15 protein-coding genes are annotated in these 13898 nt (G+C 31.3%); all 15 read right to left on the reverse strand.

Annotated elements, in window-relative coordinates:
• Positions 1 to 7: 7 nt before the first annotated feature.
• Positions 8 to 421, reverse strand: a complete 414-nt coding sequence (locus tag J2Z44_RS08055) for a flagellar protein FlgN (RefSeq protein ID WP_021282967.1) — start codon at positions 419 to 421, stop codon at positions 8 to 10.
• 3 nt (positions 422 to 424) lie between these two features.
• The gene (gene flgM, locus J2Z44_RS08060) at positions 425 to 712 is read right to left on the reverse strand and encodes a flagellar biosynthesis anti-sigma factor FlgM (RefSeq protein ID WP_021282966.1); all 288 of its coding nucleotides are present in this window, start codon (positions 710 to 712) and stop codon (positions 425 to 427) included.
• Positions 713 to 960: 248 nt separating this feature from the next.
• Positions 961 to 2100, reverse strand: coding sequence for a flagellar motor switch phosphatase FliY (gene fliY / locus J2Z44_RS08065; RefSeq protein WP_021282965.1), 1140 nt, complete (start codon positions 2098 to 2100; stop codon positions 961 to 963).
• Entirely contained in the window at positions 2093 to 3088 is a 996-nt protein-coding gene (fliM, locus tag J2Z44_RS08070; protein ID WP_021282964.1) for a flagellar motor switch protein FliM, read from the reverse strand. Before fliM ends, fliY begins: the two co-directional genes overlap by 8 nt.
• A gap of 27 nt (positions 3089 to 3115) precedes the next feature.
• A complete protein-coding gene (locus J2Z44_RS08075; protein WP_021282963.1) occupies positions 3116 to 3514 on the reverse strand; it encodes a chemotaxis protein CheW in 399 nt (132 codons plus the stop codon).
• A gap of 11 nt (positions 3515 to 3525) precedes the next feature.
• Complete coding sequence (locus tag J2Z44_RS08080; protein WP_209649482.1) at positions 3526 to 3885, reverse strand: response regulator; 360 nt, start codon at positions 3883 to 3885, stop codon at positions 3526 to 3528.
• Positions 3886 to 3898: 13 nt separating this feature from the next.
• On the reverse strand, positions 3899 to 4498 hold the full coding sequence (locus tag J2Z44_RS08085) for a chemotaxis protein CheC (protein ID WP_021282961.1): 600 nt from the start codon (positions 4496 to 4498) through the stop codon (positions 3899 to 3901).
• Between the two features lie 11 nt (positions 4499 to 4509).
• Entirely contained in the window at positions 4510 to 6972 is a 2463-nt protein-coding gene (locus J2Z44_RS08090) for a chemotaxis protein CheW (protein WP_021282960.1), read from the reverse strand.
• Positions 6973 to 6983: 11 nt separating this feature from the next.
• On the reverse strand, positions 6984 to 7748 hold the full coding sequence (locus J2Z44_RS08095; protein WP_021282959.1) for a CheR family methyltransferase: 765 nt from the start codon (positions 7746 to 7748) through the stop codon (positions 6984 to 6986).
• A gap of 8 nt (positions 7749 to 7756) precedes the next feature.
• Positions 7757 to 8905 carry a protein-glutamate methylesterase/protein-glutamine glutaminase gene (locus tag J2Z44_RS08100; RefSeq protein ID WP_031271302.1) on the reverse strand — a complete coding sequence of 383 codons (1149 nt, stop codon included), beginning with the start codon at positions 8903 to 8905 and terminating at the stop codon, positions 7757 to 7759.
• A gap of 26 nt (positions 8906 to 8931) precedes the next feature.
• The gene (locus tag J2Z44_RS08105; protein WP_021282957.1) at positions 8932 to 9420 is read right to left on the reverse strand and encodes a hypothetical protein; all 489 of its coding nucleotides are present in this window, start codon (positions 9418 to 9420) and stop codon (positions 8932 to 8934) included.
• 15 nt (positions 9421 to 9435) lie between these two features.
• Entirely contained in the window at positions 9436 to 9885 is a 450-nt protein-coding gene (locus tag J2Z44_RS08110) for a chemotaxis protein CheW (protein WP_021282956.1), read from the reverse strand.
• Between the two features lie 13 nt (positions 9886 to 9898).
• Positions 9899 to 11899, reverse strand: a complete 2001-nt coding sequence (locus tag J2Z44_RS08115; protein WP_242833402.1) for a flagellar assembly protein A — start codon at positions 11897 to 11899, stop codon at positions 9899 to 9901.
• Positions 11900 to 12095: 196 nt separating this feature from the next.
• Positions 12096 to 12917: an aminotransferase class IV gene (locus tag J2Z44_RS08120; protein WP_021282954.1), complete on the reverse strand. Its 822-nt coding sequence runs from the start codon at positions 12915 to 12917 to the stop codon at positions 12096 to 12098.
• A gap of 136 nt (positions 12918 to 13053) precedes the next feature.
• Positions 13054 to 13692, reverse strand: a complete 639-nt coding sequence (locus J2Z44_RS08125) for an HAD-IB family hydrolase (RefSeq protein ID WP_021282953.1) — start codon at positions 13690 to 13692, stop codon at positions 13054 to 13056.
• Positions 13693 to 13898 lie beyond the last annotated feature (206 nt).

Raw genomic sequence — 13898 nt, forward strand, 5'->3', positions numbered from 1 at the left:
TTCCCCCCTATTTTTTAAATTTACCATTCACATTATAAGTATTATTTTCTTTTCTTGGCTTTAACATATTAAGCATAGAATTTGTGTAACTAAGAGTTTGCTTTATTATCAAATCATTGCTATCCTTTTGGGTTTTCACATTTTCTAACAATGTCAATAGCCCTTTATATAGCTCTTCTAATTCCGTATCTTCACCAAATTCTAAAAGTAATGAAGACATAGTTTTATCATTTAAAAGGGTTCTTCTCTTAGTTTCTTCTTTAGCTAGTGCTTTGCCTACTACTTCTATTTTTGATATTATGCTATCAAGATTAAAAACCTCCTGATTAACTAAGTAGCTGTGCTGCTCTTCAAGGAGGTCTAGTAAGTTATTAACAATATTAATTTCCTGTTTTAAAACTGATTTTAAGTCCTTAATCATAAACTAGACTTTTCCTTTCATATGAGCCATCAATTTATCTGCTAGTACTTTTGTATCTACCTTATATTTGCCTTGGGATATTTGTTTTTTTATATATTCTACATCTTTATTACCTTTAATACCTAGGTCATTTTCTTCTATAGAGAAGTGATTTAAAGCCTTACCTATAGAAGAAATCTCACATTTGTCATTGTTTTGAGATTTTTTACTAGTCTTATTTTTTTCTTCATTTGACTTATAATTATTAATGTATTTTATATTGTTCATGTTATTTGCATTGTTAATTTTCATTTAAATTCCCCCATTAACGACATTTTGGAAGGAATGGTTATTAAGTTGCTTTAATTAACCTTTCCTTCTACAAAGTATACTTTGGTGGAAGTTAAATTCCTTCCAAAGTCGTTGAACAAAACATCTTTCCTCATTACTTAACTTAATATGCTATACTATAATATTCGTATGCTAAGCAGTAAAGTTTAGGGTTTTATTAAAAATTGCTATAAAAATATCAATATAATCTATAATTAAAAATTAAGCAATTATTTAGCTAAAGTTCTAATTCTCTCTTCTCCACTAACTATGCCTGTAATTTTTACACCAAAGTTTTCATCAATAACTACAACTTCACCATAAGCTATTTTCTTGCCATTGACGTAAATATCTACTGGTTCCTCCGCTAATTTATTCAACTCTATTAATGAGCCAGCTGATAGCGCTAAAATATCTCTAATATTCTTTTTAGTTCTTCCTAGTTCTACAGAAACATCTAAAGGCACATCTAAAATCAAATCAATGTTTTTCGGCATATTATTTACCGCCACCTCATTTAACTGTTGGAATGTAGCTTGTTTAACTTGAACTGGATTATTATAAATCTCAGGCCCCTTATGAGTATAAGCCACTTCACTGTTGTGAGAACTATTATCAAAATTACGGCTATTATTTAAAGTCTCATCTGAAGTCCTATTTTCATTAGCTTGAGCTTGAGTTGGAATAGATATTTCCTCTTCCTCCGTTCCCATCATTATAGAAACTATTTTCGTCCCTGTATTCAGCGGAAGAATCTGAAGTATATTACTATCAATCAACGTACCTATCGTCATTCTAAATGATATAGCTATAATTTGGTCATTCTCATCTATATCTTGAGAAACAGGAGTTGTATTCTCATCTATAATAGACGAGAATGGAGGAGAAATATTCACTTCTCTGTTAAACATTGTAGCCATTGAAGTTGCTGCTGATCCTATCATTTGGTTCATCGCTTCTTGTACTGCACTTACTTCAAGTTCTGATAACTCTAAACGATATTCAACTTCACCATTTCCACCCATCATTAAATTAGCAATTACTGCAGCATCAGTAATTTTCATTATCAATAAATTTCCACCTGAAATTCCACTGGTGAATTTAACATCCAAAAGTACATTTGGAGTTTCAAAAGTACTTTTTAACACTTTCATCGTTGTTATGCTGATAGTTGGAGTAGTAATATTCACTTTTTGACCCACTATGGTTGACAGCGCTGTAGCAGCCGAACCCATAGAAATATTACCCACCTCGCCTAATAAGTCCTTTTCTAAGTCTGAGAGTTGTTCTACTTCCGTTGGTGCTTTTTCCCCTCCGCCACCATTTAGTAAGGAATCTATTTCTTCTTGGGAAAGAAATCCATTACTCATAATTCTCCACATCCTTATCTATATAGTCTATAATTTGAATTGCTTTATTTTTCCCTTGTAATCCTGGCTTTGCCATATAAGTTAACTGTTCCTCAACATAAACCTCAATAGGATCTTCACACTTATTATCTAAAGTTATTACATCCCCAATTTCTAAATTCAAAAAGTCACCCACTGAAATACTAGTGCGTCCTATCAACGCACTTAATTCTATACTTACTTTCTTAAGATTGCTGTTAAGCTTCTCTCTAGACTCTCTTTGAAGTTCATCATCGCCTTCACTAAACCAATACTGCATTACTAATTTATGCAGTATCTTTTCAAGACTTAAAAATGGTATACAAATATTTATAAATATATTTGTACCAAACATTTCTACTGTGAAAGTAATTAATGCTACTGGTTCATTAGGAGCAAGTGTCTGATTTAATGCTGGATTAGTTTCTACAGTTTCCACCTCTGGGAAAACTTCAACAACATCTTCCCAGGCAAGCTTTAAATTCGATATTAATCCTTCATTTATATGTCTTATAAGGTTTTTTTCTATATCAGTAAGTTCTTTTAATTTAGGTTTTTTCAGACCCTTGCCACCAGCTAAAACATCAAAAACTCTCAGAACAAATTCCTCATTGGTTTCTAAAAGAATTTGTCCATTTAATGGTGGCATCTTGAACAAAGTAAGAACAGTTGTATTTGGAACAGAGTGAATAAACTCCTCGTAAGTGATTTGTTGAACACTTTCAACTTTAACCTTAACATTTGCTCTTAGTTGAGCAGTTAAATAGTTCGTTATTATCCTAGCATAGTTGTCGTGAATCAACTCTAATGTTCTTATATGATCTTTTGAAAATTTTTGAGGACGTTTAAAGTCATAGTATTTGACCTTAAGTTTTTCCTCTCCACCCTGGAGTTCATCAGCTTCTATATCACCAGAAGACAAGGCAGATAAAAGAGCATCTATTTCGTTTTGTGATAAAACTTCTGCCATACCCTACCTCATTTCCACACTTAAGTTTTATTGTAATAATTTATCAAAATCAATTAATGTTATTATTCTTTCTTTTAAATTAATTATTCCTTTAATATATGGTTTATCCACATCGTTATAAACCTTTTCCAGTTCCTCTTCAGCAAATTCGATCACTTCATCAACAGCATCTACAGTAATTCCCACTAACTCCTCATCGAGGTTTAAAATGATAATATTATCATTTCTCACATCAGTATTAATCATACCTAAAAGTAAGTTAATATCTAAAATAGTTATTATATTTCCTCTTAAATTAATAAGCCCTTTTATATAATTTGGTGCTTTGGGAACTTTTGTAATTTCCATTAAATCATTAATACTTTGTACTTTACTGGTTTCCACTGCAAACTGTTCATTGGCAATATCAAAAACAACAACTTGCACTTAAACTCCCCCTACCCTATTACTTTTTTTATAGCTTCTAGGACTCTATCTGCTTGGAATGGCTTAACTATAAAATCTTTTGCACCTGCTCTTATAGCATCCATAACCATGCTCTGCTGTCCCATAGCACTACACATTATAACTTTTGCCGATGGATCAAATTCTCTTATAGCTTTCACAGCCTCAATTCCGTCCATTTCTGGCATTGTAATATCCATAGTAACTACATCTGGTTTTTCAGCCTTGTATAATTCTACTGCTTTAGCTCCATTACCAGCCTCACCAACTACTTGGAAACCATTTTTCTCCAATATATCCTTAATCATCATTCTCATAAAAGTTGCATCATCTACAATTAATACTTTAGCCATTTTTATACCTCCATTAATTTAATCCTAAGGATTCTAGTATTTTTTCTAAAGAACCTGGCATTGGAATAAAATAAAAATTCCCTCTCAGTTCTTCATTTTCTTGAACAAAATCTGTTTCTATATCTAAAACATTATCACTATATTGACCTGCTTCAATAAACGTAGTAGATAATATAGCACATAACATATCTTTAGCAACAGCTGGTACTGAGGGGAATAATGACAAATTTGTCAACTTTCCTATAGCATTCATATAGGTTGTAAAAATTATATTCCCCATTTCCCCTAAAACTGAATAACCTACCTCATTTAACTCCTCACCCATTTCACCTACTAAAGATTCAACTATTCTAAATATAGTTTTCTTATCCAGTATAAAAAGCATGTTTCCAGGTGTATCACCTAAAACTCTTGCAATTACAGAGTAAACTACTTCCTCTCCATCAATTCTTGAAAAAATATCTTCAAGTTGTATAACATTGACTTTAGGAACGGTTATTTGTATCTTTTTCCCTAAAAGTTGAGACATGGCTGTTGCTGCATTTCCAATACCAATATTCCCAACTTCCCTTAAAGCATCAATTTGAATTTCATTAAAGTCTAGGTAACTCAATACCGCACCTCCTAAATTAGTGCAGCTACATCGAGAATTAACGTAACTAGACCATCCCCTAAAATTGTAGCACCTATATATTCCTTAGTTGACCTCAGAGTTTTACCAAAAGGTTTTATAACAATTTCCTGCTGACCAAGTAATGAATCAACCACAAGACCCATTTCTCTTTCACCAACTTTAACAAGAATTATATATTTTTTACCTTGATCCACAGATTCTAATCCGAGTTTGTTATTTACCCTTATAATGCTTATCACATTTCCGTTATAAAGAACAACTTCTTTGTTATTAGTTCTTCTAATATTTTCTTCTTTATATTCTATTACTCTATCTATAAATCCTAAAGATATAGCCATAGTTTCTGCGCCTACTTTAACTAACAATGCTTGGATTATTTGAAGTGTTAATGGTAACCTTATTATAAAACTTGTACCTTTACCCTCTTCGCTTATAGCATCTACAGTTCCACCTAGAGAGGATATTTTTGTTTTTACAACATCCATACCAACTCCTCTTCCAGAAATATCAGTAACTACTTCATTGGTGCTGAATCCTTGAGCAAATATTAAGTTTTTAATGTCTGCTTGACTCATCCCCTCTGTGTTTATCCCAATTTTTTCGGCTTTGGCCATAATCTTATTGACATCTAAACCTTTTCCATCATCTTCAACTTTGATTACAGCTTTTGTCCCTTCAGAATAAGCAACTAATTTAATTTTTCCTGTGTGGTCTTTTCCTTTTGCTTTTCTTTCTTCAGTTGTTTCAATTCCATGGTCAGCTGCATTTCTTAGAAGATGTATTAAAGGCTCTCCAATTTCTTCTATAACTGTCCTATCTAATTCAGTATCCTGTCCCTGAATAACTAATTCAATTTCTTTTCCTAATTCTAAGGATAAGTCTCTAATCATCCTTGGGAATCTATTGAATACTACATCTAAAGGTAACATTCTTATCTTCATTACTAAATCTTGTAAATCTGTAGTTGTTCTAGCTACCTGCTCTAAAGTTTCATTAAGCTCTGCTATTTTATGGTTAGAACTAATCTGTTCTAACCTTGTTCTATGGATAACTAGCTCTGAAACCATATTCATAAATTTATCTAGTCTATCCAAATCAACTCTCACAGATTGTCCAATACCTTTTGCTTTAACTTTCTTATCTTGTCCATTTTGTGAAGGTTGTTCAACTGGTTTGCTTTTTATTTCCTCTGTTATAGGTTTCTTTTCTTTAATCTTCGATTCTAAACTTTTTTCCTTTTCTATTTCCTTTAAATTTGCTTTTTCCATAGAAGCTAGAGAACCTGAAGCAGATATTACGCTTTCATTATTTTCTGTAGATTTAGAATTGCTATCTATTGAAAAAACCTGAACCTTTCTTATTTCAGATATATTATTTATCTCTTTTTCAATTTCAGTAGCAGTTTTAGAAGATAAATAAACCAAATCTATGTCAAGATCAAAATTTTCTGTTTCTAAATCTTCAAGAGCCGGAATAGACTTTATTATTTCCCCACTTTGTTCTAATGTTTGGAATACAATAAAGGATCTTGCAGATTTTAAAATTGTTCCTTCATCCAGTGTAATATGAATGTGATACCCATTTACATTTGAATGCTTTGCCTGCTTTAGAATATTTAGTTCATATTCATTTAAGTTCATATTAGTTTGTTCATTATTACTTTCTTCAACCTTTAAACCATCATTTAAAGAAACAAGTTGAAATCTACTTATTTCAGTTATGCTCTTTATCTCTTTTTCAATTTCCTTAATTGTTTGAGACGACAAGTAAACTAAGTCTATATTAAAATCAAAGTTCTCTGCTTCTAAATCTTCAAGAACTGGCACCGATTTTATTATTTCCCCATTTTTCTCCAATGTTTGAAATAAAACAAAGGCTCTTGCAGATTTTAAAATTGTTCCTTCATCTAAGGTGATATTAATATGATAAGCATTAACATTTGAGTATTTTGCTTGCTTTACAATATTTAGTTCATACTCATTTAAATCTATTCCATATTGACTAGAAGTATCTTTATTAGTAATATCTTCAACTATATTTTCTTTTACTATAGTTGTTTCCATTCCATCTTCAGTCCCATTTGCTATTCCCTCTAAATGGCTAACAATATCTTCTATTGGCATATCACCATCCTCACCATCAGATATACTGTCAACCATAGATTCTAGGGTATCTAGACACTTAAAAAGTACAGTTACAACCTTATGTGTAACTTTAACCTTGCCCTCTCTAAAGTTAGATAGAACATCCTCCATCTTATGAGTTAGTTCAGCCATTTTGCTATAACCCATAGTTGCTGCCATTCCCTTTATAGTATGGGCAACCCTAAAAATTTCGTTTAATTTTTCCATATCTCTCGGTTCATTTTCAAGTGCAAGTAGACATTCGTTTAAAGTTTGTAAATTGTCACTTGATTCTTCAAGGAACATGGAAAGATATTGAGAAGTATCCATTTTGACCCTCCTTAAATCTTCTTATAAATAAATGTAGAAAGTTTTTCAAAGTTGTACTTTTTATAATTGTAAATACTCTCTGTCGCACCTATGAAAAATAATCCACCTTTGTTTAAAGAATCACTAAATTTTTTATACATTTTTTCTTTTATTTCATTATTAAAATAAATAACTACATTCCTGCAAATAATAATATCAAAGTTACTTTCATAGTTATCTAATATTAAATCATGCTTTCTAAAATTAACCATTTCTTTTATTTCATTTTTTATAAGAAATTTATTATCTTTATTTATAAAATACTTACCTAATTGATAAGCGGGAACATTCTTCACATCCGCTTCTACATACATTCCTTCTCTAGCCCTTTGTAGTATCGTATTATCAATATCTGTAGCAATTATTTTATGCCTTACTGAAGGTGCCATCTCTTTTAACATCATTGCTATGGAATAAGGTTCTGCGCCAATAGAACAAGCGGCACTCCATATTTTTAATGGTTTATTATAGTTTAAGTTGCCTTTAATAAAACTATCCAATTCTTTAAATATCTCTGGGTTTCTGTAAAACTCAGTAACATTTATAGTGATATAATCAAGGAACTTTTGCCTTTGTTCACTACTATTTTTTAACATAGATATATACTCTTCTACAGACTGTGCACCAACTCTTGACATTAAAGTCAATATTCTTCTATGAAGTTGGTTAGACTTGTATGCGGATAAATCTATGCTAAACTCCTTTAACACCCATTGCTCAAAATATTTCAAGTCCATATTTTACTTTACCTTCCTCCAACTACGTTTACAATTCTATCTGTAATATTATATAACGGTACAACCTCATCAACCATATGAGTTTCATAGGCCGCCTTAGGCATTCCATAAATTGTACAAGTTGATTCATCTTCAGATATATTGTACCCTCCCCGATTTTTAATTTCAACTACTCCATTTGAACCATCTTTCCCCATTCCTGTAAGAACTACCCCCAGAAGTTTACCATTAAATACTTTTGCCGCAGAGATAAAAAGCTTATCAACCGCAGGTCTTACCCCCCATATTGCTGGCTCCTGAGTAAGTCTTATGGTTTTATCGCTTGACACCTCCATATGGCTGCCACCTGGGGCCACATATATTACATTTTTTTCAATCTTCAAACCATGCGTTGCTTCAACAACTTTTAATTTACTAAATTTATCAAGCCTTTCCGCAAATGCCTTTGTAAAACCAACAGGCATATGTTGAACCACAAAAACTGGTACACCAAGATTTTCTGGAAGTTTTGTAATAACTTCATAAAGTGCTTTAGGTCCACCAGTAGAAGCTCCAATTACTATAGCTTCTACTTTTTCAACTCTTCTTATGAAGGCACTTTTTTTAGTTAAGCTATTATCTAATTTACTATAACCTTCCCTCTTAGTTTCATGATGTACTTGCGAAGTTGTACCGTTTTTTTCTTCAATTTTTCTCATCTGATTAGTACTATCGCTAGTCTTGGAAGGATAAATCGTTCCAGTAATAGTTCTTTTTATTCCTTTAGCCATTCTTATTTTACTAATTAATTCTTCTCTTACCTTATTTATATCTAAGGAAATAGAACCGCCTGGTTTTTGAACAAAATCTACAGCTCCAGCTTGGAGACATTCAATCGTAATCTCAGCCCCGTCTTTTGTTAAACTACTAAGCATAATTACTTTTACAGGAATTTTAGCTTCAATAATCTTTTTTAGCGCCTCAATACCATTAAGTCTCGGCATTTCTACATCAAGGGTTACTATATCAGGAACTCTATTTCTTAATTTATTTAATAAATCCTCACCATCTCTTGCAATATCAACAACTTCCATATCACTTTCCATGTTCACCATATCTGAAACCATTCTTCTCATCAGTGCTGAGTCATCTGCAACCATTACAGTAATTTTATTTATCATATAATCACCCCGTTTAGTGTAAATTATATCGTTTTTGTTCCCTCACCTACGGTTCTGACATAAAGTTCACCTGTTACTGTATCAAAAGTAATTGTTCTACCTTTAGTTCCTCCAACATCTTCACTATCTATGGGTATACTAAAAATTCTTAAAATTTCTTTAACAGCATTGCTATTCCTTTCTCCGATATCCATATTTATTTTACTATCTGAGAAATTAAACATGGAAGCGCCACCAGCAATTTTAGCTCTTAAATTTCTTGCGTTGGCCCCCATTTCTTTCATCTTATTTACGAGGATAGGTATAGCTAAGTCTGCAAACTTTATATCATTATTCACTTTTGAAAACTTTGTACTATCAGGTAACATAATATGAGCCAAACCACCAATTCCCGATGTCTTATCGAGCAATGCTATTCCTACACAAGAACCTAATCCTATAGTTATTAATCGATCTGGAACTCTAGCTAATTTTAAATCTGCAATTCCTACTTTTATTTCCTTGTAATCCATATCTTCACCAAGTTTTTATATACTTTCTTTTTCTTCGTCTGACAACACATTGCTTAATTGTAATAATATAATTATCTTATCTTCCGCTTTCACCAGTCCTTTTATATATCTCTTAGAAATACTTGAGGAGATTTCCGGTGCATCTTCAATCATTTCTTCCACTATAGACTTAACTTCATTTACTGCATCTACAATTATACCAACAGCCTTGTCATTGTATCTAGTTACAATAATACTATGTCTTTTTTTATCACTATTAGAAGTAGCTTGTACATTAAATCTTCTCACCAAGCTAATTATTGGCAGTATGTTACCCTCATAGTTAATAACTCCCTCTAAAAACTCAGGTGAATCAGGAAGTTTTGTTGGTGTTTCATAAGGCAGAATTCTTTCAATTTCCATAATATCTCCTGCAAAAAATTGTTCACCTATATTAAATACAAGTAACTTTAATTCTTTAGCCATGTCATGTTCCCCCCTACAATTTAAATTTATCAACTACTAGTTCTGAATCCTTATTTAAGTACGCATGCACCTGTCTATAAGATTCATCTAATATCGTTTCTTTTTCTCCAATTATAATTTTAGTATTCAGATGAGCTACACTGCAATATATATGTCCTTCTTTTGAAACCGCCAGTACCGTTCCCACACCAGTAGGCGCACCTACCGTCTTAGCCTCAATTTTCCCTTTTGCCCTTAGAACCCCACCTTTTGCAGTACTATTTTCATTACCAGTAAATATAAGTTCATTCATAGCTGTTATATAGGACTTATATACACCTTTACCAGTAATTATTATATCACCTGAACATTCAACATTTGAATCTTGTACATAATTGAGAGTTATGTTTGACAAAACCTCACCATAACCACTCATAGTTACTATTTTTTCACTAATTAATTCTTCGATGTATTTTATTTCTTTATAATCATTTATCTTTGAGAAATATGCATCTGATAATTTTTCACTTATCATTCTAAAAACTTTATTTTGCGTGTCCTTTAAAATATACATATACTTTAAGGTGTTGTTAACATCACTCTTAAATGTTCGAAATTTGCTATCTATTATATTTTTCATTAAAGCTGCATCTGATATATTTTGTGTGGCAAATTTACTGTTTTTCACCTGCTCTATAACTTTGTTAAATTCATGCAAAGTATTAGCTAAAACTTTCAATGACTCATTGTACTTTAATACTTCAACGAATCCACTTCCAGCTACAATTGAAGATGAAATTACATTCCCCTTAATATTAACATCACTTCCAGCCTTCAAAATAGCTCTAAACACATTTGAGTTTATAAAAAGAGAATTACCCGACTCAACACTCATACCTTCTTTAACATCACCAAAGATTATAACATCTCCAATAAAATGAATATTTCCCGTTTTTATATCTACATCACTCATAATTTTATGAACATTGTGTACTGAAAAGATGTTTCCCTTAACTTGTGGCTTACCATCCATAGTAGCAACGATGATATTGCTATCAACTAGTTCGCATCCCTCTTTAGCTATTATATCTTTGACTTTTCTTTTTTTACCAGGAATAACTTGTCCAAAAACATTCATGCCAGAAACACCATCGTGTCCGACAATCCTTTTGCACAAACAATCGCCTTTTTTTATACTTGCTATATTTCCAATAGATTTAAAATCTACATTTCCGGAATCGTCTAAGTCAAACTCATTGGTAGCATGTTGCTTAAAACAAATTTCAACAATATCATCTTCTGCGGGTATTGAGGGTTTAGCTTGTGCAACTAACACATTATTTACATCCTTTGAGTTGCTACATTTTTTTATATTATCCAAACAATATCCATAATTAATACCTTTGCTTTTTAGCGCAGTCATAATATCCTTATCAGTATACAAAGCAGGATATTTTTCTTCAATCACCACTGAATTTAGCACTACACTTCTACTTTCTTTAACATCTTGAAGTCCATAAATTATTTCCGGAGTATATTTTATAGAAATATAACATTCCATTTTATCTTCAGATATTGATATATTCATCTCACGTTTTGCTTCATTGCTTTCAAATTCTATATCAATTTGACTTTTGCTAGTTACGGAAACTTTTCCTACAACATCTTTTCCATCGACTTTTAAGCTAACCCCTTTCCCCTTAGAGATAGTCACTTCTTCCCCTGAAATTGCTGGATCATTTATTATAAGTTTCCCCTCTTTAATAACAGCTGTTCCAGTTCCACCCTCTAACACATCTGTATACTTACCTTCTTGAACTTCACCATGCGTTTTTCCCGAAATTTCTTCACTACTATAGTATGTATCTCCGTCCTCTTGTGACTCAACATTCACAATAATACAAATTTTTTTTTTGAAAATACCCTTTTTATCACTAATAACTTTGTATATCAGTTCCCCTTTAGGTATGCTAAGTGCATTGCTAGCTTGCTCTAAACAGTCCTCTAAATTTCTACCTTGAAAATTGTATTCCATCACCCATGATTCCTCCCATTAAATATATTATTTAGAATCATAAAGTTAAAACGAATTATCAGACCATAAAAATACAATTTACGTAATTTAATATTAACCCTTAATTACAAAAGTTATAATTCAAACGTAGTAAACTCTCATATTTGTACTTATATATTTAATTATCGTCAAAATTCGTCCTTACTTTATGTTTTTTTTATAGAAACTCATTAAATCCCCCTAAATTTTTTATGATTAATTCGTCAAATTTACGAATTATTTTTTTAACAACTTCATTTTGAACAGACTTATACTTTACACCCTCTAACTCGCTTATAGGTAATACCTTTGGAGATGTTCCAGAAATAAACAAAGCATCAAGGTTATTTATTTCCTTATGATGAATACTTTCTTCCAAAACTTCTAGACCAGCAACTTCACAAACCTTTATTATAAGTTTTCTAGTGACACCTGGTAGTACAGTTTCTAAAGGCGCTGTATACACTTTACTTCCCTTTACCATAAATATGTTGCTTCTACTCCCCTCTGTTATATAACCTTCTTTATTTACAAGAATAGCTTCATAACTATGAGTTTTCGTTAAAATTTTATCTATTTCTTCTCTAAAGGTTTTATTAACGATTTTAGCATTTGGGTTTTCTCTTTCCCCAAAGTAGAACAAAGTTTTTACCCCATTATCATACATTTCCTTTGTTGGGTAGCTATGTTTTACGCTATAAACTAAAATATTTTCCTCATCTAAAATTAGCTTCACATTTCCATCTTCTACGGAATTCTCTTGAATTAGTTTTAAAATACTCTCTCTCATATGCTTTTCTGAAAAGTTCACAGTTAAATTTGCTAAAGCTATAGAATTATCTAATCTCTCAAAATGCTCTTTTAAAAATAGAGGCGTCTTATCTATAACCCTAATAACTTCATACAATAACTTTTTAGATTTAGGATAAAAGACATCAAATTCCTTGGACTCCTTAACTTCTCCATTATAAATAAAAAACTTATTTATACATTCACCCATAGTAACACTTCCTTTTTTATGGCATAGAGGTATCGCCCTATTTAAAATCTATTTATTAAATTTTTATCATAATGTTAATCTACTCTTTTTCCTATTTATAGAGCACTTAATTATTAATGTGTAACCCTTGTTATTTTTATTTCCAACGCAAAATTTCTAATTCATGTTTTCCCTTATAATTAATTAAATAACCTTTTCCCACTAGGTTTAAAAGTGGCAAGTCTGCTAAGGAATCAGAAAACATAAGAGAATTTTTAAAATCTACTTCTATGTTATCTTTTTTCAGTTCCTCCATTAGCCTTTTAATTTTCTCCTCACCTTTACAATTGGCTCCATTTATAAGAGATTTAAATACTCCATTTTCCATCTTAAATCGAGTCCCAATAATTTTATCTACTTCCTTAATATTATAAAGCTCACTTAAGTAAAACTCTCCCGAAGCAGAGATTAGATAAACTTTATATCCTTCACTCTTTAGTTTTTTAATCATATTAATGGCATCTTCATAAAGTATAGTGCTTAACTTTTCTCTGTAAAAATCCTTTACAATTTTTTGAAGCTGTTTTTCTTCTACTCCATCTAGAAACCTCAAAAATGCTTCCTTACTTTTTTTTTCATCATAAAACTTTATTCCATAAAGAAGTAAGGTGACTAGGTGCCTTGGAAGATGTTTAACCAGACTTGGATTTTTCTTTAACATATACTTATACAGTTCAATAGAGGTTTCCTTTTTTGTTAAGGTAAAATCAATATCAAAAATCGCTAATCTTTCCATAAATAAGTACCACCTTTTAGTAATGAATAAGCTTTTTCACCAATTATCTTTGTAAGAATCTTAAATTCTAGCTAGCGCAGATTAAATATCACTCCTAAAAATATTCAACTTTTATACTTGTTATCATCTGCCTAACTAACGCTTCAGTTAGTTACTAACTTTTAAGTTAGCAACTAACTGAAGCGTTAGTTAATCATAGAAAAGAG

Origin of the sequence: Clostridium punense (genome assembly GCF_017874425.1) — a bacterium.
Classification (GTDB): Bacteria; Bacillota; Clostridia; order Clostridiales; family Clostridiaceae; genus Clostridium_J; species Clostridium_J punense.

Bases quoted from the DNA above. Each gene is read 5' to 3' on its own strand.
- flgM (WP_021282966.1), bottom strand. From the start codon at position 712: ATGAAAATTAACAATGCAAATAACATGAACAATATAAAATACATTAAT.
- J2Z44_RS08110 (WP_021282956.1), bottom strand. From the start codon at position 9,885: ATGGCTAAAGAATTAAAGTTACTTGTATTTAATATAGGTGAACAATTT.
- J2Z44_RS08120 (WP_021282954.1), bottom strand. From the start codon at position 12,917: ATGGGTGAATGTATAAATAAGTTTTTTATTTATAATGGAGAAGTTAAG.
- J2Z44_RS08095 (WP_021282959.1), bottom strand. From the start codon at position 7,748: ATGGACTTGAAATATTTTGAGCAATGGGTGTTAAAGGAGTTTAGCATA.
- J2Z44_RS08055 (WP_021282967.1), bottom strand. From the start codon at position 421: ATGATTAAGGACTTAAAATCAGTTTTAAAACAGGAAATTAATATTGTT.
- J2Z44_RS08125 (WP_021282953.1), bottom strand. From the start codon at position 13,692: ATGGAAAGATTAGCGATTTTTGATATTGATTTTACCTTAACAAAAAAG.
- fliM (WP_021282964.1), bottom strand. From the start codon at position 3,088: ATGGCAGAAGTTTTATCACAAAACGAAATAGATGCTCTTTTATCTGCC.
- J2Z44_RS08105 (WP_021282957.1), bottom strand. From the start codon at position 9,420: ATGGATTACAAGGAAATAAAAGTAGGAATTGCAGATTTAAAATTAGCT.
- J2Z44_RS08090 (WP_021282960.1), bottom strand. From the start codon at position 6,972: ATGGATACTTCTCAATATCTTTCCATGTTCCTTGAAGAATCAAGTGAC.
- fliY (WP_021282965.1), bottom strand. From the start codon at position 2,100: ATGAGTAATGGATTTCTTTCCCAAGAAGAAATAGATTCCTTACTAAAT.
- J2Z44_RS08080 (WP_209649482.1), bottom strand. From the start codon at position 3,885: ATGGCTAAAGTATTAATTGTAGATGATGCAACTTTTATGAGAATGATG.
- J2Z44_RS08115 (WP_242833402.1), bottom strand. From the start codon at position 11,899: ATGGAATACAATTTTCAAGGTAGAAATTTAGAGGACTGTTTAGAGCAA.